Here is a 24,479-nt window from a genome sequence, read left to right on the forward strand (position 1 = left end):
GTGCACCACCACACCCTGTGTGACCTGTACCTTCGGCTGTCGTTGGACCGGGACGGCAAGACGGCGATCGAGCGGCAGGAAGCCGACTGCCGCGCATGGGCCGAGCGGAACGGGCTCACGGTCCGCAAGGTCCACATCGACCGGGGGCGCTCCGGCTTCAAGGACGTCGAGCGCAAGGGCTTCGACTCCGCCCTTGCCTCCGTCACGGCGGGCGTCGTCGGGACGCTGATCGTGTGGAAGCTGGACCGGCTCTCCCGGAAGGGCATCGGGCAGGTCGGCAAGGTCTTGGACGACATCGAGAAGGCAGGCGGCCGTCTAGTCTCGGTCATCGATGGCCTCGACACGTCGAACGACTCGGCCCGCATGGTCGTCGCCATGCTCGCCGAACTCGCCCGCTCCGAGTCGAAGAACCTCGGCACCCGCGTGGCCCACGCGAAGCGGCACCTGCGCCGCCAGGGCCAGTGGATCGGCGGACAGCCTCCGTACGGGCTGCTGGTGGACCCGACCACGAAGAAGCTGGTGCACGACCCCGAGACGGCTGCCTACGCCCGACTGATCGCCGATGACGCGCTGGCAGGCAAGTCCCTCGTACAGATCGCCCGGCTGCTCAACGAGTACGACATCCCCTCGGCACGAGGCGGCCAGTGGAACGCCGCGAGCATCATGAGCCTGGTCAAGTCCCCAGCGTTCGCCGGTCTCATGCCCGAGACCGAAACCATCGAAGCGGAGGACGGCAGCAGGAAGTTCACGAGCCGCGTATTCCCCTACCGAGCCCCCGAGACGCTGGACACGGTCAGCATCGGTGAGGGGATCATCACGGTCGGCGAGCGCGAGCGGATCATCCGGCAACTCGAATCCAGGACCCGCGTCCACGCCGGCAAGCGGATGCCGAAGCCGAACGGCACGGCGCTGCTCACCAGCCTGGTGTTCTGCGACGTTCCCGGGTGTGGTCGCAGGATGCACAAGGTCGGCAACAGCTACCAGTGCATGGCCCGCCGAGCGGGCAACCAGTGCCCCGGCGCCAGCGCGATGGCCGACCGGGTGGACGCCTACGTGTCCGCGCGGTTCCTCTCGCTGCTCCCCGCACTGGACCTGGACGACCCTTTGCTGGTGACGATCGCTGACCGGTGGATGAAGCGGACCGATCCCGAAACCTTCGCCAAGCGAGACGCGATCGCCTCCGAAATCACCGACCAGGAAGCCCGATTGGCCGACCTGGAAGAAGCCCGTTACGTCCGTGGCGAGTTCGACCGCCCCGGGGCACTCGACCGCTACGACCGCCTCGCCGCCCGACTCCAGAGCCGCATCGACGGCCTGCACGCCAATCTCGCCACCATCCCACTCCCCGCCGTCGACATCACCCCGCTGCTGGACAGCGAGATGCTGCACCCAGCATGGGAGGCTTCGACGCAGGACCAGAAGCGGGACCGCCTGTCCCTGGCCATAGACGGCGTGTTCGTCAGCAAGGGCGAACGCGGCAAGCGCTTCGTCCCGGAGCAGCGCGTCCGCATCAAGTGGGCAGCGATCACGGAGTAGCCGCTCTGTGTGACCCTCCCAGCCCGTCCGGCCCGATGGTCGGGTGGGGCTTCTTCGTGCCCGCTGGCGGCCATGTGGGCGTTCGCGGTCGGCCGGCGAAGGTGACGTGGTGACGGAATGACGGGTGATCCAGGTTCTCTCTAGACCGCGTGTGTCATAGAGAAACCAGAACTGGCCGTCATTCCGTCACCACGTCACCCGTACCGCCCCGCCTCCGGCCGCCGACCAGGCGGGTACCCCCTTCCCCTCCCTGCCCCAGCGCGGCAGGGAGGGGAATTCGTCGCATGGCTGATTGGGCCGTTTGCGCGGAAGCTCCTTCGTCGCCGTGCGTCGTCCACTCATCACCCCTACGTCACCGGTCGGCGCCCATGGGGGCGAAAGTGCCCAAACAACCGCCCTTTTCCCTTTTAGCTTTACTCGCGTTATGGGGTTTAGAAAAAAGGGGTCAGTAGGGCACTTTGGCCACTCTGGGCGGCGAAGAGGAGGGGGGCGACCCCAGAGCAGGCGCCTCGCCGACCGGCTAGGTGCTGGGCCTCTCGGTCCGTACGGGTCTGGAGGCGCGCACTCGACCCCGCCTCTTCGATGCGGCGCCCGATCGTGACATTGGGTCACCCATGCGTGGCGTCTCAGAAACGATGGTTTGTGAGACAGCCGCCCAGGAGGCGCCATGGCGACCGATACTGCGTTCAAAACCCGTCTCAAAACCCACCCGAAACCCCTAGAGTTGTGAGACGAGTTGTGAGACGTTTGGGGCATGGCGACGAACACCGGACACCTGATCGGCTACGCCCGAGTCTCCACCGACGACCAGGAGGCGCAGCTTCAGCACGACGCGCTCTCTGCAGCAGGCTGCGCCCGGATCTTCACGGACACGGCGAGCGGAAAGAACACGGATCGCCCGGAGCTTGCCTCCGTGCTGGACTACCTGCGCCCCGGAGACACGCTCTGCGTGTGGAAGCTGGACCGCTTCGCCCGGTCGCTGATCGACCTGGTGACCATGGTGGACGCACTGTCGGCGCGGGGGATCGGCTTCAAGGTTCTGACAGGGGCGCTCGCCAGTATCGACCCGAACACACCGGACGGCCGCCTCATGCTACAAGTGGTGGGCGCGATGGCGGAGTTCGAGCGCAGCTTGATCAAGGATCGCACCCGCGCCGGCTTGGAGGCCGCCAGAGCGCAGGGGCGGACAGGCGGACGGCCGAATGTACTGGACGCCGACAAGCTTGCTGCGGCCCATGCCCGCCGGGCGAAGGGGGAGAGCGTGACCGTGATCGCCAGGGCGCTGGGAGTCAGCCGAGCGACCATGTATCGGGCGCTCGGCACCGAGTAGGGAGCAGCAAGCGAGAGGGCGCCCAGAACGGGCGCCCTCTCTCGTTGACGCGCCGGGCTCAACCCCAGCTTGCCTGCCAGGCGTTGAATCCGCCCGGCTGGTCATCCGGCGGGAGCAGGTCGCGCAGCTTTGTGATCGTCTCCCGCCCGCCCCCCTGAGAGGCCGGACGAACACGCCGAAGGTATGCACCGACATGACCCTGACCGCCTGACCCGAACGCCGGTCGTAGGCCGTCTGCCCCACCTGCGGTTCCCACTGCTCAGCCACGGTCAGCCACCCATCGTGACGCGTCGGTGAAGCTGTAGAAGATCACCGGCTCACCCTCAGGCCCGGTCACGGTTCGGCCAGGATCATCGCCCTCAGCGACGCCCCAGACATCGACGAGGACTCCACGCTGCGGGGGCATGGGTACAACTCTGTGGCAGGTCTCGGCCCGCATCTCTGCTGACATGTCGGCTCCACTCACTGTCCGGGTCTGTCCCCCACTGGTGTAGCGGCCCGTTCGGGCGAGAACAGTGGCCAAAGCGGGGACATCCCGCCCGGCTCGGCGGTAGCGTCTGAGAACGCCCAAATGTCTCGGGGGAGTCTCTTGAACACTGCCCTTCACCGCGCTATGGGGGACGCCCGGGTGAGCGTCCGACAGTTGGCCACCCACGTGGGGGTGACACCTAAGACGGTGGAACGATGGCTGACGGATGATGCCTTGGTCCCTCACGCTCGGAACAGGGTCGACGCGAGCGAAGCGCTAGGGGTGAGTGAAGCGATGCTGTGGCCGAACATCGTACGGACGACCCTGAAGACTGGCCCTGACCGAGAGATCGTCGCTGTCTACCCCTACCGCTCCGCCTGCACATCGGCAGCATGGGGGCAGTTGATCAGTGACTCCAGGGAAGATCTGTTCTTCGCCGGCTTCACGAACTACTTCCTCTGGCTGGAGCAGCCCAACTTTCTGAGCACGCTGCGTGTCAAGGCCGAGGCCGGCTGTCGGGTGCGGTTCCTGCTGGGCGATCCGAACGGCGAGACCACGAGGCAGAGGGAACGGGTCGAGGACGTCGCCCTGACCGTCTCGACCCGTATCCGGATCACCCTGGAGAACCTGGCCAAGCTGCGTGACGTAGAGGGCGTGGAGGCCCGCTACAGCGCCGCTGACGACGCGACCAACCATGTCGGCCTGTCAGTTTTCCGGTTCGACTCACAGGCCCTTGTGACGCCTCACCTGGCCCGGCTCGTCGGACACGATTCACCGATGATGCACCTCCGCCGACAGCAGGACGGCGGGATGTTCGACCGGTTCGCGGCACATGCTGAAGAACTCTGGGAGCGCGGCGCGTCCGTACCGGTAGCTTGACGGACGAAAGCGCATGAGAGCACAGGCGCTGCTGGGCGCAGTTGCCACCGGGTGCTCGTACGCGAGGGGAGGGCCCGCATGTTTGGGAAGGTCGCCGGGATGCAGCCCGAGATAGCCGCACAGTTGACCGCTCTGGTCGAGGAGTGTCGTCCTGTGCTCTCAAGTGAGGACATGGAGGCGGTGCAGGCCCTACTGGTAGAACGTGGGGCGAGCATCGTTCCGGCGGTTGCCGTCACGAAGGCTCTGCTCGGTTGGGAGGACACTCCCCTACTGGTCGCCCGCGAGATCGTGGAAACAAGCGCCGCTCGCATGTCGGTCCACTGAAATCGGGATGCCCGGAAATTCGGACCCCGCCTGTGAGGTTTGATCTGGATATGGCTTCCCGGACCGCTTGGGAACATCACACATCACAGCAATGGCGCACTTGAACCGATGGCACGTTCTTCAGCATCCAGCGCGGGAGCGAATGACAGATGGCGGCACCCGTGGCATGCCACGAAAGGCCCATGAAGCTCCACCGAGGACGGAAAGGCGGGTGTCAGGCGGAGTACTCCCGAAGCAGGGCGATCATGTGACGGATCTTCTGGACCGCATCATCGGGAATGGGATCCGGATTGAAGTGCATCAGGTCATTCCGGATGACCCGCAGCTCATCGATACGCTTGACGAAGACCTTCCGATCCAGAGGCCAGCCCAGAATTTTCCAAGAATCCTCGTTTTCGAGGATTCGCTGATAGTCACCAACAGAGAGGTCGTCAAACGAGCCGATCGTGCGGTTACCGTCGGGCGCACACAGCGTGGCGACGTGAGAGATCGCAAAGGTCTCCGCCAGGATTCTGCGGAGACGCTGATCGAACTCTCCAATGAGGAAGAACGGTGTCGCCATGGAGCCATATTCCATCGCAACATCGTTCGCGGTCACGATACCGGCAATGGCGTTGGTCTGATCCCGGACCAGGACGAAGTTGTAGTCAGCGAGGAGCGGCAGAACATCGATCAGATGCCGATCGTAAGGGACGTCGTGAGCCGGAATGATCGCCTTCGAAAATGGCGCCTCCGGGTCGACGTGACGAGCACGGGCGATTGACTCCCACGTCACCGCGCCACGGAGGTTGCGACTCCCAGTGATAACGGGAAGTTGCGAAAAGCCGTTGATCACCATCTCAGTGATCGCTTCTTCAAACGTGGAAGATGGCGAGACGGACACGACGCCAGTGAGCGCCGAGCGAAGGTTACCGACCGTAAGGCCCAACACGGGAGTGTCCTCCTCGTTGTGGTGAGCAGGAGAACTCACTACCGTCTGGGCCGGCGTTTCCGGCTCTGGCTGAATTTCTGGCGAGGTTGATGCGACAACGAGGTCCACAACAGCATCGAGACCTACTGCCTCAAAATCCGGCGAGGTCGACAAGCTGTGGTTAGCAAGCTCTGCAGCAATCTGCCGGCTGATCAAGTAGCCGCGTCGCTCCGCACCCCACCACTGGAGGAGATCACGGACCGGCAGGCTCTTCGGATGGCCCTGCTCGGCCGACTCCCTAGCCTGCTTCAACATCTCGTGACGTGCTGTGGACGGGACCTGAGTCTCTTCGTCGCCTTCCGGCGCCTGTGCAACGTTGTCCAGCAGCTCTTGACGGAGAGCATCCAGCAGCCTGCCGTCCGGCAGCGCCCAGGCGTGCCAGCCATCGAAAGACCCCCCGCCTACAGCCGCGATGGCAGCAGTGGAGGGAGACTTGAACAACTGCCCGTCGATCAGCTTGAGCTGAGCGTCATCGGTGATCTGGGCAGAGTGCGTCTCTCCGATACGAGGTCGCTCAAAGGTGAGCTGATCACCTGCACTAAGCAGCCCCGCTCTGACGAGGTCAGCGATTCCTACGCGCCTTCCGGCGAGTAGGTACGAAGCCCTGCCAGCAGGTTCGCCCCCACCAGCACCACCTACGACGTCGGTCATGTCTCGCTCCTGGGGCTCCTGCGGCACCAACCAGCCGATTCTGGCAGACACAGCGACCGGCGTCACGAGAATTCATACCTTTGGAATGCCGCCTCCTGACATCGGAACACCCACTGCCGGCAGCCCCGCCACACGCCCGCGATCAGGTGAACCTCATGTTCGAGAAAGTTGCAGACCGCTACCCAAGGAGGCCACACAACAGACAGCCTGGTCGAGTAGGAAGGTCCGAGGTCATGGGCAAGGGCACATCGACAGGTCTTGCCGCTAGAACGAGGGGTGCAGGGCAGGACGAGCCCAGCTACCTTCGGAATGCGGAGGTCGCCCGTGGGGTTTGATTGGAGCATGGCTTCTCGTGCACGTGTCCGCGCCCCCGAGCTGGTCGGCGCTGGTGGATGGCTCAACACAGGCGGCAAGGAACTCAAGCTTGCCGACTTGCGAGGTAAGTGTGTCGTACTAGACTTCTGGACTTTCTGCTGCGTCAACTGTCTACACGTCCTGGACGAGCTGCGCGAGCTGGAGGAGAAGCACCGCGACACCGTGGTGATCGTCGGCGTGCACTCCCCCAAGTTCGTGCACGAGGCCGACCACCGGGCCGTGGTCGACGCCGTCGCCCGGTACGAGGTGCACCACCCGGTGCTGGACGACCCGGCGCTCGTCACCTGGAAGCAGTACGCGGTGCGTGCCTGGCCCACGCTGGTGGTCATCGACCCCGAGGGGTACGTCGTCGCCCAGCACGCCGGCGAGGGGCACGCGCACGCCATCGCGCGGCTGGTCGAGGAGCTGGAGGCGGAGCACGCGGCGAAGGGGACGCTGCGGCGCGGCGACGGCCCGTACGTGGCGCCCGAACCGACCGCCGGGGACCTCCGGTTCCCCGGCAAGGCGGTCCTGCTCCCGAACGGCCACCTCCTGGTGGCGGACTCCGGCCACCACTCGCTGGTCGAGCTGGAGGCGGACGGCGAGACCGTGGTCCGCCGGATCGGCGACGGCGTGCGCGGGCTGGTGGACGGCACCGCACCCCGGTTCAGCGAGCCGCAGGGACTGGCGCTGCTGCCGGCCGGCTCCGCGTACGACGTGATCGTGGCCGACACCGTCAACCACGCGCTGCGCGGCGTCCGGCTCTCGGACGGCGGGGTGACCACCCTGGCGGGCACCGGGAAGCAGTGGTGGCAGGGGTCCGCGACCGACGGTCCGGCCCGTGAGGTGGACCTCTCCTCGCCGTGGGACGTCGCCTGGTTCGACGGCCGGGTGTGGATCGCCATGGCCGGCGTCCACCAGCTCTGGTCGTACGACCCGGCCACCGCCACGGTGGGCGTCGCGGCGGGCACCACCAACGAGGGCCTGGTCGACGGACCGGCCGCCGAGGCCTGGTTCGCCCAGCCGTCCGGGCTGGCCGTCTCGGCGGACGGCGAGCGGCTCTGGGTCGCCGATTCGGAGACCTCGGCGCTGCGCTGGGTTTCACGTGAAACCAAGTCCGTGCAATCCGCCGTCGGCACCGGCCTGTTCGACTTCGGGCACCGGGACGGCGCGGCCGGGCAGGCACTGCTCCAGCACCCGCTGGGCGTCACCGTGCTGCCGGACGGCTCGGTGGCCGTCAGCGACACCTACAACCACGCGCTGCGCCGCTTCGACCCGGCGAGCGGCGAGGTCACCACGCTCGCCACCGACCTGCGCGAGCCGTCCGGCGCCGTCCTGGTCGACGGCGACATCGTGGTGATCGAGTCGGCCCGGCACCGGCTGACCAGGCTGCGGCTGCCCGAGGAGGCCGTCCAGGTGGACGCGGTCGCGCACCGCACCCGGCGGGCCGCCACCGAGGTCGCACCGGGCGCGTTCCGGCTGGACGTGGTCTTCTCGGCGCCCACCGGCCAGAAGCTGGACGAGCGGTACGGCCCCTCCACCCGGCTGCTGGTCAGCGCGACCCCGCCCGAGCTGCTGGTCTCGGGCGCGGGCGCGGACACCGCGCTCTCCCGCGAGCTGGTCCTCTCCGACCGGGTGACCGAGGGCGTGCTGCACGTCTCGGCGATGGCGGCGTCCTGCGACGACGACCCCGCGGTCGAGTACCCGGCCTGCCACGTCCACCAGCAGGACTGGGGGGTGCCGGTGACGCTCGGCGCCGACGGCGCGCGCCGGCTGCCGCTGGTGCTGGCGGGCCTGGAGTAGGCACCGGCCCGACCGGGGCCCGAGGGACCCGACCTGCGGAAGGGGCCCGGCGAATCCGCCGGGCCCCTTCCGTGTGCGGCGCCGTCGTGCGGCGCCGTCGCGCTGTGGCGAGTCAGCCCTCCAGGAAGGCCTTGATCGCGCCGGCCAGCAGGTACGGATCGTCCGCCCCGCACAGTTCGCGTGCCGAGTGCATGGAGAGCGCGGCGATGCCGCAGTCCACGGTCTGGATGCCGAGCCGGGCTGCTGTGATCGGGCCGATCGTCGTACCGCAGGGCATGGCGTTGTTGGAGACGAACGTCTGCCACGGCACGCCGGCCTTCTCGCAGGCCGCCGCGAAGACGGCCCGGCCGACGCCGTCCGTCGCGTACCGGTTGTTGACGTTGACCTTGAGGATCGGCCCGGCGTTCGGCATCGGGTGGTGACCCGGCTCGTGCCGCTCGCTGTAGTTCGGGTGGACGGCGTGCCCCATGTCGGAGGAGAGGCAGACGGTGCCGGCCAGCGCCCGGGCACGGTCCTCCACGCCGCCGCCGCGCGCGTACACGGTGCGCTCCAGCACGTTGCCGAGCAGCGGGCTCTGCGCGCCGGTGTCCGACTCGCTGCCGGTCTCCTCGTGGTCGAACGCGGCCAGCACCGGGATGTAGGGCAGCTCGACGCCGTCCGTCTCGGCCGCGGTGGCGACGGCGGCCAGTGCCACGGCGGCGGCGTGCACCGAGAGCAGGTTGTCCAGCCGCGGACCGGCCAGCAGCTCGCGGTCCCGGCCCAGGTAGGAGGCGGGCTGGACGTCGTGCGTCATGAGGTCCCAGCCGACCACGTCGGCCGCCTCGACCCCGGCCCGCCGGGCGACGTACTCGATCAGCGAGCCCTCGTCGACCGGCCCGAGGCCCCAGATCGGGGTGAGGTGACGCTGCTTGTCCAGCTTCATGCCCTCGTTGACCTGCCGGTCCAGGTGGATCGCCAGCTGCGGCACGCGCAGCAGCGGCTCGTCCAGCTGGACCAGCCGCTTGCTGCCGTCACGCAGGGTGAGCCGGCCGGAGAGGCCGAGGTCCCGGTCGAGCCAGGTGTTGAGCGGCACTCCGCCGTAGATCTCCACCGCGACCTGGCGCCAGCCCGCCGAACCCGTGTCGGGGATCGGCTTGACCCTCAGGTTCGGCGAGTCGGTGTGGGTGCCCACGATCCGGAACGGTGTCTCCGGGCCCGCGCCGTGCGGGACGTACCAGGCGATCAGCGCGCCGCCCCGGACCACGTACCGGCCCCCGGTCGTCGCGTCCCAGGCGTCCGTTTCCAGGACCTGCCGGAAACCCGCTTTCTCCAGTCGCTCGGCAGCGCTCGCGACCGCGTGGTAGGGCGACGGCGAGGTTCCGAGAAAGGCGATCAGGTCATCGGTGTGCGTCCGGTCGAAGAAGGCCTGGCGGGCGGCGGTCGACATGCTGCTCCTGGGTCGAGGGAGGGCCGGAGCCGAAATGGGGGAACGGCTTCGCACCTTGAGCATATGCCCGTACACGGACATGACACTCGGAGCAGCCCAACGGATGCAGAACGCTGACGCAACCGTGAACTGACGGCCGGACGGACGTCCGGACCCGGCGGGTCCCGCCGCCGCAGGGGAGTTGACGCCCGCCCCGATGGCTCCGCGTCAGGCTACCGTCCGCCTCCGCGCACGCCCCTCCGGGGCCGCCCCGCCGGAACCGGGTACGCCGAAGGGCCCGGGGTGCACCGGGCCCTTCGGCGTGAGGGTGGGGTCAGGCAGTCAGTGCGGGCGGCGTCAGAACGCCTCCTCCGGGAGGTCCATGATCTCGTTGTCGATGCCCTCGGCGATCAGGCGCTGCGGGGTGACGGTCGGCAGGATGTTCTTCGCGAAGAAGCGGGCCCCCGCGACCTTGCCCCGGTAGAAGGCGACGTCCTTCTCCGAGGCACCGGCCTCCAGCTTGGCCAGGGCCACCGCGGCCTGGCGGAGCAGCAGCCAGCCGACCACGACGTCGCCGGAGACCATCAGCAGGCGGGTCGTGTTGAGGCCCACCTTGTACATGTTCTTGACGTCCTGCTCGACCGAGGAGAGGTCGGCGAGGAGCTTGCCGATGATGGCCTCCAGGTCGCCGGCGGCCTTGGCGAGCAGCTCGCGCTCGGTCGCCAGGGCGTCGCCGCCCTCGGCCGAGGCGAGGAACTTCTGGATCTGCTCGGACAGGGCGGTGAGCGCCTGGCCGCCGTCCTTGACGATCTTGCGGAAGAAGAAGTCCTGGCCCTGGATGGCCGTGGTGCCCTCGTAGAGGGTGTCGATCTTGGCGTCCCGGATGTACTGCTCGATCGGGTACTCCTGCAGGTAGCCGGAGCCGCCGAAGGTCTGCAGGGACTGGGCGAGCTGCTCGTAGGACTTCTCCGAGCCGTAACCCTTGACGATCGGGAGGAGCAGGTCGTTGAGGCGCTCGGCGGCCTCGTCGTGCTCGCCGCGCAGGCGGGCGGCGGCCATGTCGTCCTGGGTGGACGCGGTGAAGAGCACCAGGGCGCGCATGCCCTCGGCGTACGCCTTCTGGGTGAGCAGCGAGCGGCGCACGTCCGGGTGGTGGGTGATGGTGACGCGCGGGGCGGTCTTGTCCAGGAACTGCGAGATGTCCGCGCCCTGCACGCGCTCCTTGGCGTACTCCAGGGCGTTCAGGTAGCCGGTGGAGAGGGTGGCGATGGCCTTCGTGCCGACCATCATGCGCGCGAACTCGATGATCTTGAACATCTGGCGGATGCCGTCGACGGTCTCGCCGAGCAGCCAGCCCTTGGCGGGGTGCTTGGCGCCGAAGGTCATCTCGCAGGTGTTGGAGGCCTTGAGGCCCATCTTGTGCTCGACGTTGGTGGCGTAGACGCCGTTGCGCTCGCCGAGCTCGCCGGTCTCCCAGTCGAAGTCGAACTTCGGGACGATGAAGAGGCCCAGGCCCTTGGTGCCCGGCTTGCCGCCCTCGGGGCGGGCCAGCACCAGGTGGATGATGTTCTCGGACATGTCGTGCTCGCCCGAGGTGATGAAGCGCTTCACACCCTCGATGTGCCAGGAGCCGTCCTCCTGCTTGATCGCCTTGGTGCGGCCGGCGCCCACGTCCGAACCCGCGTCGGGCTCGGTGAGGACCATGGTGGAGCCCCAGAGGCGGTCGGTCATCCGCTTGGCGACCTCCAGCTGCTCCGGGGTGCCCTCCTCGGCGATGACGCCGGCGAAGGCCGGGCCGGAGGAGTACATCCAGATGGCCGGGTTCGAGCCGAGGATCTGCTCGGCGAACGCCCAGATCAGCGAGTTCGGCGTGACCTGGCCGCCGATCGACTCCGGGATGCCCAGGCGCCACCACTCGGCGTCCATGAAGGCCTGGTAGCTCTTCTTGAACGCGGCCGGGATCGGCGCGGTGCTGGTCTCCGGGTCGAAGACCGGCGGGTTGCGGTCGGTGTCGGTGAAGGACGCGGCGAGGTCGTTCTCGGCGAGGCGCGCGATCTCGCTCAGGATGTTCTTCGCGGTCTCGACGTCCATGTCCGCGAACGGTCCGGTGCCGTACACCTGCTCGCGGCCGAACACCTCGAAGAGGTTGAACTCCACGTCCCGCAGGTTGGACTTGTAGTGACCCATCGCCGTTTTCTCCGGTTCGTCGCTTCCGGGAGACCGCCGCGTTCGGGCGCCCCGTACCCACCAGTACGCATCATGATGCTACCCGGCGGTAACTTGTTTCAAGCCCTCACCGGGGAATCCTCGGAGGAATTCGCTATGAACGTGGTCACGTCCCACAACCCGGACCGACCACTCCTTGTCAGGATCGGCGCCCGCACGGGTGGCCGCGCTCCCGATAGCCTGTCCGTGTGTACGGCTATGACCAGAACGCATACCCGGGCGATCCCTACCAGCAGGCGGGGCCGCAGCCGGGCATGAACGGCATGCCCGGCCCCGGCCCGTACGGCGAGCAGCCGCCGGGCGCACAGCAGTCCCTCTACCCGGAACCGTCGCCGCCCTCACTCGCGGACGCCGTCCGGGCCTTCACCACCGGCTCGATGGCGGTGGAGGACTTCCAGGCCATCTTCATCACCTCCAAGGTGCACTGTCCGCGCGGCGAGCGGCCCGGCTTCCTGGCGCTGCACAACACGCCGACGCCGGTGATCCCGATGTTCAGCTCGCTGAAGGAGCTGCGCCGGTACGCCGGCAAGGACTCCAAGCACTTCACCGTCACCGGCGCCGAGGTCCTGGACCTGCTGCCGACGGGGTACGGCTTCGCACTGGACATGGAGGGCGAGCACCGGATGGTGTTCGACGCCAAGGCGGTCGAACAGATGGTCGACTTCACCATGCGCCGGATGTACGGCTAGGAGGGGCGCGCGGGAGGCCGCGGCTCCGTCCCGATCATATGGTTCAAAATTCAACTTGCCTCTTGTTGAGAATTGAACTAATCTCGTGGGCGTAGGCCAGAGGAAACCCCGAAGGAGGCCGACATGCCCGCCGTGACCGTCGACAACCCGTTGATCCTCCCGCGCGTCGCTACCCCCGACCCCGCCGTCGCCCGTCCCGTCCTCTCGGTGGTCACCGCCCCCGAAGGCTACGAGGGCGAGGGCTTCCCGGTCCGCCGCGCGTTCGCGAAGGTCAACACCAAGTACCTCGACCCCTTCATCATGATGGACCAGATGGGCGAGGTGGAGTACGCCGCCGGGGAGCCGAAGGGCACCCCGTGGCACCCGCACCGCGGCTTCGAGACGGTCACCTACCTGATCGACGGCGAGTTCATCCACAAGGACTCCCACGGCGGAGGCGGCCACCTCGGCGGCGGTGACACCCAGTGGATGACGGCCGGCTCCGGCATCCTGCACATCGAGACCCCGCCCGAGTCGCTGGTGCTGTCCGGCGGCCTGTTCCACGGCATCCAGCTCTGGGTGAACCTCCCGGCGTCCGACAAGATGACCGCACCCCGGTACCAGGACATCCACGGCGGCCACGTCAAGCTGCTCTCCACCCCGGACGGCGGCGCGATCCTCCGCCTGATAGCCGGCGAGCTGGACGGCCACCGGGGCCCGGGCTCCACCCACACCCCGATCACCCTGCTGCACGCCACTGTCACCCCGGGCGCGCAGGTCACCATCCCGTGGCGGCAGGACTTCAATGCGCTCGCCTACGTGCTCAACGGCGACGGCAAGATCGGCGCCGAGGGCCGGCCGATCCGCACCGGCCAGGCGGCGGTGTTCGGCGACGGTGAGACCCTCACCATCTCCGCCGACGCCGTGCAGGACTCCCGGCACCCCAACCTGGACGTGATCATCCTGGGCGGGCAGCCGATCCGCGAGCCGGTCGCCTGGTACGGGCCGTTCGTGATGAACAGCCACCGCGAGCTGGAGCAGGCGATGCGGGACTTCCAGTCCGGTTCGTTCGGTCACCCGACCGACTGACCCGGCGCGGCCGCAGGGCCGTGCGGCGCGACCCGCGCGACCCGGCCGGCCCCGCACGTCGGGGCCGGCCGGGGCTGGGCTGCCCGCGACGCACGACGACGTCGCGGTCCCGTACCCGCTGCCGGCTCCGGCTAGAGCAGCGCGTAGAGGGCCGCGGCGTCGTCGTGCGTCTTGCCGCGCGGCCAGCGCTCGCAGGACTCGTCCGTCCGCTCCACCGCGCGGACCTGGGCGATCAGCTCGGCCGGGCCCGACTCGGCCAGCAGCCGCAGCGCGTCGCCCCAGCTCCCCAGGCCGAAACGCTCGGTGAACCGCGAGGCACCGTCGCTCAGGGCGGCCACCGCGCGCAGCGCGGCCAGCGGGACGAGACCGGTCTCGGCGTGCGCGGCAGCCTTCGGACTCGCGGCCGCGATCCACGGGCCGCGGCCCGAGTTCCGGACGGCCCGCACCGCCCGCACGTACTCCAGGTGGAGCGCGGCGCGCTCGGCCGACCCGGGCACCGTCGACCAGACCTGCCGGCGCAGCTCCTCGCCGCCGGGGAAGCGCTGGTTGTCCCCGATCACCCGCGGCGGGCCGTCCTTCGGCTCCAGCACCAGCAGCGAGTCCCCGAGCACCAGGTACTCCAGCGCGCTGCCGTGTCTCCGGGCCGCGACCACCATCGCGGCGGGCGTGTTGGGGTGGGCGAGGTCGCACCGGCCGCCGTGCAGTGCGGCCGTCTCCGCGATGGCGTCGGACAGGCACTCGGCGATCGAGCGGTCCGCCCGGTCGGTGAGCCTGGCCAGCAGGTGCACCCCCAGTCTGCGGACGTACCAGGCGGTGCCGTGGCGGCACCCGGACTCCAGACCGGTCGGCGAGCTCGAACCGTCGAGCAGCACCAGCGCCTCCGACGTGGCGGCCGCGAAGTCCTCGCTCTCGCGGTCCGGCCGCCGTGCTTCCCCTGCCAGCTGTACCTGCATCCCGACAGTGTGGCGTCCGACCGGGGCGTGCGCCCAGACCCCTGCGCTTGCCACGGCGCGCCGCCCGGTGGCCGTGGGGGTAATTCGGCCATACCGTCGGATAACGAGTGGACAATTCGGCCGATCAGGGCCGGTCCGGTTGGGAATCTCCTTCGAGGGATGCCACCTCCGGCGCCGACGACGGCACGGCCGAGGGCGCGGGGCGAAGGTTGGGAGCGACGGATGTTCTGGGAGTTCATCGTGCTGGTGGCCGCCTCGATCGGCTTTCCGACCGCCGCACTGCTCTTTCTGATCGGCGGGCCGCGGTTCCCGGACGAGGAGCGCGACGCCCGGTAGGCCGCACGGGGCGGCCGGCAGGCCCCGCCCCGGACGCCGGGGCCCCTGGCCCCGGCGTCCGGGGCGTCACCGCTCGGGCGTCGACCAGGCCGGGTCGCGGCCGAGCAGGACGAGCGCCCGGGCGAACGGCCCGGCGGCGGCGTCCGGCGACCCGACCACGTCGAAGGCCCGGCCGGGCCCCCGGTTCGCCGGAGCCGCCGGGACGGCCTCGGCCACCTCCAGCAGCGCCCCCACGAGTGGCGGTTCGGCCTCCACGGCGGTCACGATCCCGGACGCGGTGGAGGGCCCCAGGGCCGCCGCCACGTCCCAGGCGTGCACCAGCGTGTCCAGCAGGTGGAAGCCGACGGCCAGGTCCAGCGGGAGCGGGCCGCCGTCGCGGATCTCCGGCAGCCAGAGCACGGACCCGCCCGGAGCGGCGGACGCCCCGGTGAACGCCGCCGTCAGCTGCGCCGCCGACCGCCGGAAGGCACCTGCCGGGTCGCCGTCGACCGGGGCGTCCCGCCAGAGCGCCAGGTCGGGCCCGGCGCCGCGGGCGGCGGCGGCGAAGCCCCGGTGCTGGCCGACCACGTGCTCCAGCAGCCGGCGGAGCGACCAGCCGGTGCAGGGCGTCGGGAGCACCAGTTGCTCCGGCTGGACGGTGTCGACCAGTCCGGCCGCCAACTCCAGTGATCGGGTGTGCAGTTCGAGTCGACTCACGCCGCTCCCACCTGGTGTCCGGCCCCGGAGGCGCGACCTGCGTCGGAGGCGCCGACGACGCCGGGGGCGCCGCCGTCCTGCGACCCGTGCCCGGCCGCCAGGAAGCCCACCACGTTGTCGATCACGGCGGGCTCGGTGAGGATCCGGCGGTGGCCGAGCCCCCGGGTGGCCAGCAGTTCCAGCCGGTCCCCGTAGGCGGCCGCCAGCCGGCGGGCGTGCCCGAACGGCACCACGTCGTCGTCCTCGTCGTGCGCCACCAGGATCGGCAGGCCGATCTCCTCGGGGTTCCGGGCGGCGTCGAAGTGGGCCGCGACGTCCGTCACCCCGGGGAACATCGCACCGCTCTCCACCCGGCGCCCCACCTCCGCTTCCACGGTGGCGTTCAGGCCGAGCCGGGCGCAGAACGCGGCAGGCAGGTAGGAGACCTCGGCGACCCCCGCGACGGCGACCAGCCGGCCGGCCCGCAGGCCGCTGCGCAGCGCCAGGAAGGCCGCGTTGACGCCCAGCGAGTGCGCGACCACCGCCTCGAAGTCGCCGTACCGCTCCTGGAGCCGGAGCGCGATGTCGCGGTAGCCCGGCACGGTGGTCGTACGACCGCCGGAGTCGCCGTGCCCGGGGGCGTCGAAGGCGACCGGGGTGAGGCCGAGCGCGTTCAGCCGGGGGACGAAGTCGGCGAACCGGGAGGCACGGGACTGCCAGCCGTGCAGCAGCAGGACCGGCCGGGCACCGTCGCCCCAGCGGTGGACGACGACGCGCTCGCCGCCGACGGTGAGCGTCTCGGTGACGGCCCGGTCGTGCACCTCGCGTTCGCGGGTGCGGACCCGGCCGCGCCGGACGGGGTGGCGGTACAGCTCGAACGCGGCCCGGCCGGCGAGCCGCGGCGCGGCCTTCGAGGCGGCGTTCAGGGTGGTACGGATCAGTGCGACGGCCGGGTCCACGAGGGTCTCCCTGTCGATGCCGAGGGGCAGGAGCCGAACTTGCCAAGACATTAGCACGACCGTTCGTGCTTTTTCTTGGGACCTCGGCGGCTCGACCCCGCTACCCTGGCGGCACGGGAACCGGACGAGAACTGAGGTGAACGGTGGCCGGATCGACCACGGACGGACGGGTCCTGCGCGGGGAGGAGACCCGGCGGACGGTGCTGCGGCGCGCCGTCGAGATCGCCTCCGTCGAGGGACTGGACTCGCTGTCGATCGGTCGGCTCGCCACCGATCTCGGCCTCAGCAAGAGCGGGGTGTTCGCCGGCTTCGGCTCCAAGGAAGAGCTCCAGCTGGCCACGATCCGCGCCGCCCGGCGGATCTTCGCGGACGCGGTGCTCGAACCGGTCGTCCGGGACGCCCCCGGCCTCGGCAAGGTCCGGCGGCTCTGCGACTCCTGGCTGGCCTATTCACGGACCCGGGTCTTCCCCGGCGGCTGCTTCTTCTACGAGGTCACCGCCGAGTTCGACGCCCGCCCCGGACCGCTGCGCGACGCCATCGCCGCCAGCTGGCACGAGTGGCGCGCGACCGTCCTCGGCCTGGTGGCGGAGGCCCGGACCACCGGCGAACTCCGCGCCGGGGCCGACCCGGAGGACATCACCTTCACCCTGATCGCCCTGATGGAGAGCGCCAACTCGCAGGCGCTGCTCTTCGACGACGGCACCCCGTACGACCGGGCCGGACGCGCCGTCCTGCACCGGCTGCGGGCCGACGCCGCCGACCCGGACGCACCCGCCCTGGCCTGACGCCCCCGGCCCGGCGCCGGCGCCGGTGCCCCGCACCCGCCGGGCCGCGGCCCGCCCGACCGACCGACCCACCGACCGGCAGCCCGACGATCCGTCAGGCGCCGTCCAACACCCGCTCCAGCACGGCCGCCTGGGCGAGCAGTCGCTCGTCGGCCCACGCCTCGCCGATCACCTGGAGCCCCAGCGGCAGACCCTCCGCCGTCACCCCGGCGGGCAGGCTGAGCGCGGGCAGGCCGGCGTAGCTCCACGGCAGCGACATCACCGCGTCGCCCGTGCTGTCCAGGCCCGACGGGGCCGGACCGGTCGCCGAGGGAGCGATCAGCAGGTCCACCCCGGCCCGGCGCCGCTGCTCGGTGAGCCGGTCGCGGAAGCGCTCCCGGGCCTGCAGCGCTGCCTCCCGGTCGCCGGGATCGACCGTCCGGCCGTGCCGGATGCCCGCCGCGGTCTCGGGGCGGTAGAGGCCCCCGAACCGGGTGAACCAGTCGGCGTGGCTCGCGGCCAGTTCGAACCGGTTGACGACCTGCAACTGCCGGACGAGCTCGTCGAAGTCGGGCAGCAGGTCGAGCCGGCGGACCGTCAGTCCCCGGGCGCTCAAACGGTCCAGTTGCTCCCGGAACGCCTTCAGCGCCTCCGGGCGGGCCCGTTCCAGGTAGCGCCCGACCGGGACGCCGACGACGGGCCCGTCGTCGGCCGTCCGGCCCGGGCCGTCCCGGCCCTCGAAGCCTCCCGGACCGGCCGGGTCGCCCGGGTCGCCCGGGTCGCGCAGGTCGCGCCGGCCGGCCCAGTCGTCGCAGAGCAGTGGCGCGGCCAGCGCGACACCCGCCAGATCGGCGGTGAACAGGCCCAGGGTGTCGAAGCTCGGCGCGTTCGGGATCACCCCGTCGATCGGGATCCGCCCGTACGTCGGCCGGAAGCCCACCACCCCGCAGTAGGCGGCCGGCCTGATCACCGAACCGACCGTCTGGGTGCCGATCGCCAGCGGCACCAGCCCCGCCGCGACCGCCGCCGCCGACCCGCTGCTGGACCCTCCCGGGGTGTGCCCGGGATGGTGCGGGTTGCGGGTCGGTCCGGGCGCACTGGCCGCGAACTCGGCGGTGACCGTCTTGCCCGCCACCAGCGCGCCCGCCGCCCGCAGCCGGTCCACCACGGTGGCCTGCGGACCGGCCAGCACGCCCGGCGGCAGCGCGGACCCCGCGTGGGTGGGCAGGCCGTCCACGTGCACGATGTCCTTGACCCCGACGGCCACCCCGTACAGCGGCGGCGCGGCCGCCCGGTCCGGGTACCGGGCGGCGAGCGCGCGGGCCTCGGCGTGCAGCCGGTCCGGGCGGCCGGGCTCGGACACGAAGGCGTGGATCAGCGGGTCGACCTGCTCGATCCGGGCGACCAGCCGGTCGACGTGGACGGCCAGGGTGGGCACTCCGGCCCGCAGTGCGGCGGCCTCGCGGGTCAGCGACCGCGGCCGGACCAGGGACTCCTCCATGCCGACCACGGTAGCCCCGGCCCGCGCCGGCCGGACCACCCGCGCCGGGGCAGGACCGTCACCCGCCCGCCGACCAGGGCGTTCGCCGCCGTGCACGGGGTGGTCGCTACGGGTGTTCGGACCCCAGGTAGGGCGCCTCGCGCAGGAAGTAGGCGCCACAGGTGTGGCAGCAGAGCTCGGGGGTGTGCCCCCAGTCCACCGCCTCCCGGGCGGCTGCTCCCGCGTCCAGCTCGCGGCCGCACATCGCCACGCTGTCGGTCCCGCGGACCATGTGCCAGAGCCGCACCCCGCCGGACTCGCCGCCGTCGCCGTACTCGGCACGCATCTGGTGCATCATGCCCCCATCGTCCGGCGGCTCCGCGGCCCCGGCAACCGGGGGGCGAGGGGGTCAGACCAGGCCGCCGTACAGCCGCAACCGGGCGATCCCGCCGTCCGGGAAGACGTCCAGCCGGACATGGGTGGCCGGGCGCGGCGCGTCGAGCACCAGCCGGTGGACGGCGTCGGGCTGCAGCCGGGTGCGCGGCACCAGCTCGAACCACTCCTCCGGGTCGGCGTGGTCGTCCCGCCCGTACAGCGCGGCCCAGCCGGCCGCGTTGCCGACGTAGTAGCCGGTGTCGATCTCCACCGCCCGGACGGCCCCCCGGCCCGCGAGCCGCAGCCGCACCCAGTCGTGGCCGTCGTCGCGGCGTCGCCGGTTCTCCCAACCGTCACCCATCGCGCGGGACTTGCCGGGCAGGGCCAGGCTCACCGGGGCGGAGAAGAAGCGGTCCGAGGCGTCCTCGACGGCGCCGCCGTTCTCGATCGCGGCCAGGTCGAAGGTGCCGAGCGCGGACAGCCAGGTCCGGTCGGGGCGGGCCTCGCCGTGCACCCGGAACCGGGCGATGCCGCCGTCCGGGTACTGGCTCAGCCGCAGGTGGGTGAAGCGGCGGCGGTCCGCGACCGGGAAACCGTTGGCGGCGTGGCCGCGCACCGGCGAGCGCGGGACCAGCGGGTGCCAGGCGGTGGCCGGATCCAGCAGCTCCTCCGGACCCGGGGTGCCGGGGAGTTCGGCGCCCTCGACGCCGATCTGCCGCGGGTGGTTGCCGCGGAAGTGCGCGGTGTCCACGACGACGCCGTGCACGACGCCCGGGACGCCCAGCCGGATCAGCGCCCAGTCGCGGTCCTCGTCGGTCGGGTGCGGACGGGCGGCGCCGGTGCCGCGCCGCCGGCGGGTCTCCCAACCGTCCATGATCTGGCCCTTGTTGCCGAAGGTGTGCGGGCGGAACTCGGCCGGCCCGGGCAGCAGCAGGTTCTCCCGTTCGGCGAACAGCTCGTCGTTGGCGGCGATCACCGCGCCGCCGAGCCGGCGGTCGGCGAGGTCGGTCAGCCCGGTGAACCCGAACTCGGCGGAGCGGTAGTCGGCGTAGGGATTGCCGCCCGCGTACGGCGGGGCGGCCGCGTCGGAGAAGGCCGGGGCGGAGGCGCCAGGGGCAGCGGCGGGATCGTGCGCGTCGGCGGTCATGGACCCACCTTCGCCCCGCCCGACCGGTCAGGTCCATCACAAAGAACTGAGCAAACCGTTCACTCCACCTGAACAGTCGCCGCCACCGCCGCCAGCTCCGCCAGCACCCGCCGGAGCGGTGGCGTCCGCTCCGTCCCGGCCCGGACGACGGCGACCACCCGGCGGGCCGGCAGGTCCGCCGGAAGCGCCCGGACCGCCGCCCCGCCACCGCGCCCCGCCGACGCCAGCCGGGGTACCAGCGCCACCCCGAGCCCGGCCGCCACCATGGCCAGGATCGCCGTCCAGTCCGCGGCGGTGTGCGCCCGCTCCGGCGCGAACCCCGCCTCCGCGCAGGCCGCACGGGTGATCTCCCGCCACGGCCCGGCGGCGCCGTAGATCCACGGCTCCTCCGCCAGGTCGGCCAGCCTCAGCCCGGGGACCCCGGCCAGCGGGTGCCCGGGCGGCAGCGCCACGTCCAGCGGATCCTCCAGCAGCACCGTCCCGACGAACCGCGGGTCGACGCCGCCCGGCCCGACGGCCAGCGAGAGCGCCAGGTCGACGTCCCCCGCCGCCAGCAACCGGACCGCCTCGGCGGCCTCCGCCTCCACCACCCGCACCGTCAGCCCCGGTGCGGCGTCCCGCAGTCGGACGACCGCCGGGACGAGCAGCCCGCCGATCGCGGTCGCGAACGCGCCCACCCGCACCTCGCCCGCCTCGCCGTGCAGATAGCCCGCCAGTTCGGCCTCGGCCCGCTCCAACTGGCCGAAGACCAGGTCGGCGTGGCGCAGCACCAGCCGCGCCGCCGGGGTGAGCCGGACCCGCCGCCCGTACGGCTCCAGCATCGGGGCGCCCACCTGCCGGGCCAGCGCCGACACCTGCTGCGACACCGCCGACGGCGACAGGCGCAGGCGCTCGGCCGCCGCCGTCACCGTCCCGCACTCGTCGACCGCCCGCAGCACCCTCAGCCGCCGGAGATCCCACTCGCCCACACCCATCGCGCCAGGGTAGGGCGCTTGACGACCGCATGCGGTCACCCCGACCGAAACCCTTCGCCCACCCGTCGATAGGGTGCCGCTCCTGCGACGTTCCGATCATCGGAATCAGGCGTCAAATCGCCCGCACTCGTACAGAATTCGCCCGAACCAGGAGCAAAGACCGTGCGCTCATCCCGCCTTCTGGCCGCGTCCACGCTGCTCGCACTGTCCCTCGGCACGACGGTCGGCGCGGCCACCGCCGGTGCCGCCGCCGTCTCGCCGTCCCCGACGACCGGCACGAGCGCCTCCCCGACGGCCTCGCCGACGACCTCCCCCACGGCCCCCACGGCCTCCCCGACCGGGTCCGGCACGCCGAGCACCTCCGCGTCGCCGACCGGCACCGGCACTCCGTCGGCCACCACGTCCCCGAGCACCACCCGGAGCCCCGGCTCCTCCGCCACCCCGTCGGCGACGCCCACCGGCCGCCCGACCGCGCCGCTCCCGACGCCGGGCATCCCGTGCCCCGGCGGCTACCAGCTGGTCGACCTCAAGGTCACCGGCACCGGCCTGGCCGGCACCACGCTCACCAAGGGGGGCGCGGCCCAGGAGATGACGGCGACCGTCGAGAACACCGGGTCGGTCGACCTGCAGAAGTTCTCCACCTACCTGTTCGTCACCGACATCGGGCAGGAGCCGGTGCTCAACCCCCTGATCTGGGGCAAGGAGGCGTTCACCGGCCAGGTGAAGCTCCCCGGCGGTGACTGGAAGCCGCTGGAGCTGGCCGGGTCCACCCCGCTCGACCTCGGCACCCACAAGCTCGCCAAGGGCCAGAAGCTGACCCTCCAGGTCCGCATCGCCGCCACCGCCCAGGCCCCCGTCGCCAAGTACCACGCCGAACTCGGCGGCTGGTCCGAGTACCTCCCCGCCAAGGACGTGCCCGGCAGCCCGGTCGGCAACGGGTGCGTCACCTTCTCCGGCGTCCACAAGCTCGCCGACCACTTCACGGTGGCCGACGCCTCGGGCGCCCCGTCGGCCACCGCGACCGGGGCCGCCGCCTCCCCCAAGACCTCCACCCCGGCCGGTCCGCACCTGGCCGAGACCGGCTCCAGCTCCAACACGCTGCCGATCGCCGCCGGCGGTGCCGCGGTGCTCGCGGCCGGGGCCGGGACGCTGTTCGTGCTGCGCCGCCGCAAGGCCGGCGCGCACGCCTGACGACCGGAGCGACCGGGACGGGTACTCCAGGGAACTCGGTGAAGGGTGCGCACGGGCCGTGCGCACCCTTCCCGCGTCCCACCGTCGGCCCCTCACGGCGGCACCGTCCCGAGCGGCACGTCCCGAGCGCACCCGCGGTGCCGGCCGAGCCTGCTCAGGACGCGGCGCGCAGCAGGGCGTCGTCCTGCCACTTGAGGATCTTGTCGAAGCTCACGATGGCCCCCCGGAGCGGATGGTTGCGGAGCCGGACGTGATCGGTGAGCGCGTGGATCAGGAAGAGGCCGCGGCCCGACTCCGCGGTGAGCTCGGGCAGCATGTCGAGGTCGACCGGCCGGAGCGTCGGCATCGGGTCGGCGTCCGGGCACCCGCCCGGCAGGACGTGGGTGTCGTACGGGCGGCCGTCGCGGCGCGGGCGGTGCGCCGTGAGCAGCGGACCGGGGACGGTGGCGCGCCCGCGCCGGCTGCGGCGGCGCGGTGCCGGCCGGGCCGGCGGGGCCTGGACCGGGGAGGGGCGGCGCGACGCGTGGCCGCCGGGGGCGGGGGCGGGCAGGCCGGGCCCCGAGTCCGTCACCTCGATCCGCAGCAGGTCGCCGCTGATCGAGGCGGTGACCTGGTAGCCCTCGTCGGGCCCGTCGCCGGTCCCGTGCTCGACGGCGTTGGCGCAGGCCTCGCTGAGGGCGACACCGAGGTCGTGGGCGATCTGCGGGTCGACGCCCGCGGTCGCCATCGCACCGAGCAGTATGCGGCGGGCCAGCGGCACGCTGGCCGGGTCGCGCTTGAGGTGCAGAGTCCACCAGATGTCCACGGGAGGTCCCTCCTGGCTGCGGCTCCACATATAACCGAGGTATCTCCGGGGGATGCCGGGGTGAACCGTGCCGGAGGTCCGCTACCGCCCGTTCGGCGGATGGACTGGGGCCCGGCTCTGTGCCGAGCGGCGCACGTCCGGGCCCGTGCGCCGGGGCCGAACGGGGCATTCGTAGGGATTTCCCACCCTGCCGATCCGGCAGCGGTAGGCGATGAGATGATGGCCCGGCCATGACTGCCCCAGCCGCCGCCCCCCACCCGGGCGCCCCCGTACCGGACGCTCCGGTGGGGGTCGCCGCCTGGGACCTGCGGCTTGCCCGGGCGGTCCCGTTCGCCCTGGTGTGCACGCTGATCGCGGCCGCCGGGCACGCCCTGGCGGGCGGCGGGAACGTGGCTCCGGCCGCCCTCGCGACCGGCTTCACGGCCGTCCTGGTGGCGGCCGTCGCGTTCGGCGGGCGGGAGCGCTCGCTCACCGCGATCGCCGGTGCGCTCGGCGCGGCGCAGTTCGGACTGCACGTCCTCTTCCACACCCTCGGCGGCCACGCGGGCGCCGGTGCCGGGTCCGGCTCGCACCACGGTGGCGCGGTGGGCTCCGGCCCGCTGACCCTGCCGCAGGTGGCCGGCCGGTTGATCTGCAACGAGGCCCGGCCCGGCACGCTGATCGGGCTGCCCGGCAGTCCGACCGCCGAGCAGCTGGTCGCCGGTGCCGGTCTGGACCCGCAGGAGTACGCGACCGCACCGTGGTGGCAGAGCGGCGTGCTCGGGATGACGCCGTCGATGTTCGCGGGCCACCTGGCCGCCGCCCTGGTGGCCGGCTGGTGGCTCCGGCGCGGCGAGGCGGCCCTCTGGCGGCTGGTGCGGATCACGGCCGCCGCGGCCCGGGAGCACTGGGCGACACCGCTGCGGACGGCCTTCGTCCTGGCCTCGGTCCTGCTGCGCGGCCTGCTCGGCACGCCCGGCGGCCCGGTCCGCCGGTCCGGCGGCCGTGACGGGGACGACCGCGTGCCGGCCGGTGCCGCGCTGCGGCACAGCGTGGTGCGGCGCGGTCCGCCGCTCGGGGCGCTCGCGTACTGACCCGCCGTCCCCGGTGCCTCCCCCAGCGGTACCGGATCCGGGT

General features: G+C 71.6%; 21 protein-coding genes. 10 read left to right on the forward strand and 11 right to left on the reverse strand.

The window, feature by feature from the left end:
- From PUR61_RS38990 to PUR61_RS39005, 4 genes are all read left to right on the forward strand, one after another.
- Entirely contained in the window at positions 1-1,536 is a 1,536-nt protein-coding gene (locus PUR61_RS38990; RefSeq protein ID WP_329884653.1) for a recombinase family protein, read from the forward strand.
- 754 nt (positions 1,537-2,290) lie between these two features.
- Positions 2,291-2,866 carry a recombinase family protein gene (locus PUR61_RS38995; RefSeq protein WP_329884655.1) on the forward strand — a complete coding sequence of 192 codons (576 nt, stop codon included), beginning with the start codon at positions 2,291-2,293 and terminating at the stop codon, positions 2,864-2,866.
- Between the two features lie 871 nt (positions 2,867-3,737).
- Complete coding sequence (locus PUR61_RS39000) at positions 3,738-4,214, forward strand: DUF5919 domain-containing protein (RefSeq protein ID WP_329884657.1); 477 nt, start codon at positions 3,738-3,740, stop codon at positions 4,212-4,214.
- A 78-nt stretch (positions 4,215-4,292) separates the two neighbouring features.
- Positions 4,293-4,538 (forward strand): hypothetical protein, encoded by a 246-nt coding sequence (locus PUR61_RS39005; RefSeq protein WP_329884659.1) that lies wholly within the window; start codon positions 4,293-4,295, stop codon positions 4,536-4,538.
- A 214-nt stretch (positions 4,539-4,752) separates the two neighbouring features.
- Here the strand turns inward: PUR61_RS39005 and PUR61_RS39010 are convergent, their stop codons facing one another.
- Positions 4,753-6,159, reverse strand: coding sequence for a CBS domain-containing protein (locus PUR61_RS39010; protein WP_329884661.1), 1,407 nt, complete (start codon positions 6,157-6,159; stop codon positions 4,753-4,755).
- A 342-nt stretch (positions 6,160-6,501) separates the two neighbouring features.
- On the opposite strand from PUR61_RS39010, the gene PUR61_RS39015 reads away from it, so the two are divergent.
- On the forward strand, positions 6,502-8,316 hold the full coding sequence (locus PUR61_RS39015) for an NHL domain-containing thioredoxin family protein (RefSeq protein WP_329884663.1): 1,815 nt from the start codon (positions 6,502-6,504) through the stop codon (positions 8,314-8,316).
- Between the two features lie 112 nt (positions 8,317-8,428).
- Here the strand turns inward: PUR61_RS39015 and PUR61_RS39020 are convergent, their stop codons facing one another.
- Entirely contained in the window at positions 8,429-9,742 is a 1,314-nt protein-coding gene (locus PUR61_RS39020; RefSeq protein ID WP_329884665.1) for a M18 family aminopeptidase, read from the reverse strand.
- Between the two features lie 336 nt (positions 9,743-10,078).
- Positions 10,079-11,908, reverse strand: a complete 1,830-nt coding sequence (locus tag PUR61_RS39025; RefSeq protein WP_329884666.1) for an acyl-CoA dehydrogenase — start codon at positions 11,906-11,908, stop codon at positions 10,079-10,081.
- Positions 11,909-12,135: 227 nt separating this feature from the next.
- On the opposite strand from PUR61_RS39025, the gene PUR61_RS39030 reads away from it, so the two are divergent.
- Both PUR61_RS39030 and PUR61_RS39035 read left to right on the forward strand, forming a co-directional pair.
- Entirely contained in the window at positions 12,136-12,636 is a 501-nt protein-coding gene (locus PUR61_RS39030; RefSeq protein ID WP_380354552.1) for an SseB family protein, read from the forward strand.
- Positions 12,637-12,759: 123 nt separating this feature from the next.
- Positions 12,760-13,704, forward strand: coding sequence for a pirin family protein (locus PUR61_RS39035; RefSeq protein WP_329884668.1), 945 nt, complete (start codon positions 12,760-12,762; stop codon positions 13,702-13,704).
- 131 nt (positions 13,705-13,835) lie between these two features.
- Here PUR61_RS39035 and PUR61_RS39040 read toward each other — a convergent pair whose 3' ends face one another.
- From PUR61_RS39040 to PUR61_RS39050, 3 genes are all read right to left on the reverse strand, one after another.
- Positions 13,836-14,657: an integrase gene (locus PUR61_RS39040; protein WP_329884670.1), complete on the reverse strand. Its 822-nt coding sequence runs from the start codon at positions 14,655-14,657 to the stop codon at positions 13,836-13,838.
- 402 nt (positions 14,658-15,059) lie between these two features.
- The gene (locus PUR61_RS39045; RefSeq protein WP_329884672.1) at positions 15,060-15,689 is read right to left on the reverse strand and encodes a TIGR03086 family metal-binding protein; all 630 of its coding nucleotides are present in this window, start codon (positions 15,687-15,689) and stop codon (positions 15,060-15,062) included.
- Complete coding sequence (locus PUR61_RS39050) at positions 15,686-16,678, reverse strand: alpha/beta hydrolase (RefSeq protein ID WP_329884674.1); 993 nt, start codon at positions 16,676-16,678, stop codon at positions 15,686-15,688. Before PUR61_RS39050 ends, PUR61_RS39045 begins: the two co-directional genes overlap by 4 nt.
- A gap of 92 nt (positions 16,679-16,770) precedes the next feature.
- Here PUR61_RS39050 and PUR61_RS39055 point away from each other — a divergent pair, with 92 nt between their 5' ends.
- On the forward strand, positions 16,771-17,412 hold the full coding sequence (locus PUR61_RS39055; RefSeq protein WP_329884676.1) for a TetR/AcrR family transcriptional regulator: 642 nt from the start codon (positions 16,771-16,773) through the stop codon (positions 17,410-17,412).
- Positions 17,413-17,506: 94 nt separating this feature from the next.
- Here the strand turns inward: PUR61_RS39055 and PUR61_RS39060 are convergent, their stop codons facing one another.
- From PUR61_RS39060 to PUR61_RS39075, 4 genes are all read right to left on the reverse strand, one after another.
- Positions 17,507-18,892: an amidase gene (locus PUR61_RS39060; protein WP_329884677.1), complete on the reverse strand. Its 1,386-nt coding sequence runs from the start codon at positions 18,890-18,892 to the stop codon at positions 17,507-17,509.
- Between the two features lie 106 nt (positions 18,893-18,998).
- Positions 18,999-19,229: a hypothetical protein gene (locus PUR61_RS39065; protein WP_329884678.1), complete on the reverse strand. Its 231-nt coding sequence runs from the start codon at positions 19,227-19,229 to the stop codon at positions 18,999-19,001.
- Positions 19,230-19,280: 51 nt separating this feature from the next.
- Positions 19,281-20,393 (reverse strand): allantoicase, encoded by a 1,113-nt coding sequence (gene alc / locus PUR61_RS39070; protein ID WP_329884679.1) that lies wholly within the window; start codon positions 20,391-20,393, stop codon positions 19,281-19,283.
- A gap of 59 nt (positions 20,394-20,452) precedes the next feature.
- Positions 20,453-21,367, reverse strand: a complete 915-nt coding sequence (locus tag PUR61_RS39075) for a LysR family transcriptional regulator (protein ID WP_443035314.1) — start codon at positions 21,365-21,367, stop codon at positions 20,453-20,455.
- Between the two features lie 162 nt (positions 21,368-21,529).
- On the opposite strand from PUR61_RS39075, the gene PUR61_RS39080 reads away from it, so the two are divergent.
- The gene (locus PUR61_RS39080; protein WP_329884680.1) at positions 21,530-22,558 is read left to right on the forward strand and encodes an LAETG motif-containing sortase-dependent surface protein; all 1,029 of its coding nucleotides are present in this window, start codon (positions 21,530-21,532) and stop codon (positions 22,556-22,558) included.
- Between the two features lie 154 nt (positions 22,559-22,712).
- Here the strand turns inward: PUR61_RS39080 and PUR61_RS39085 are convergent, their stop codons facing one another.
- The gene (locus PUR61_RS39085; protein ID WP_329884681.1) at positions 22,713-23,363 is read right to left on the reverse strand and encodes an ATP-binding protein; all 651 of its coding nucleotides are present in this window, start codon (positions 23,361-23,363) and stop codon (positions 22,713-22,715) included.
- 230 nt (positions 23,364-23,593) lie between these two features.
- Here PUR61_RS39085 and PUR61_RS39090 point away from each other — a divergent pair, with 230 nt between their 5' ends.
- Positions 23,594-24,436, forward strand: a complete 843-nt coding sequence (locus PUR61_RS39090) for a hypothetical protein (RefSeq protein WP_329884682.1) — start codon at positions 23,594-23,596, stop codon at positions 24,434-24,436.
- Positions 24,437-24,479 lie beyond the last annotated feature (43 nt).

This window comes from Streptomyces sp. BE20, assembly GCF_036322525.1.
Lineage (GTDB): Bacteria > Actinomycetota > Actinomycetes > Streptomycetales > Streptomycetaceae > Kitasatospora.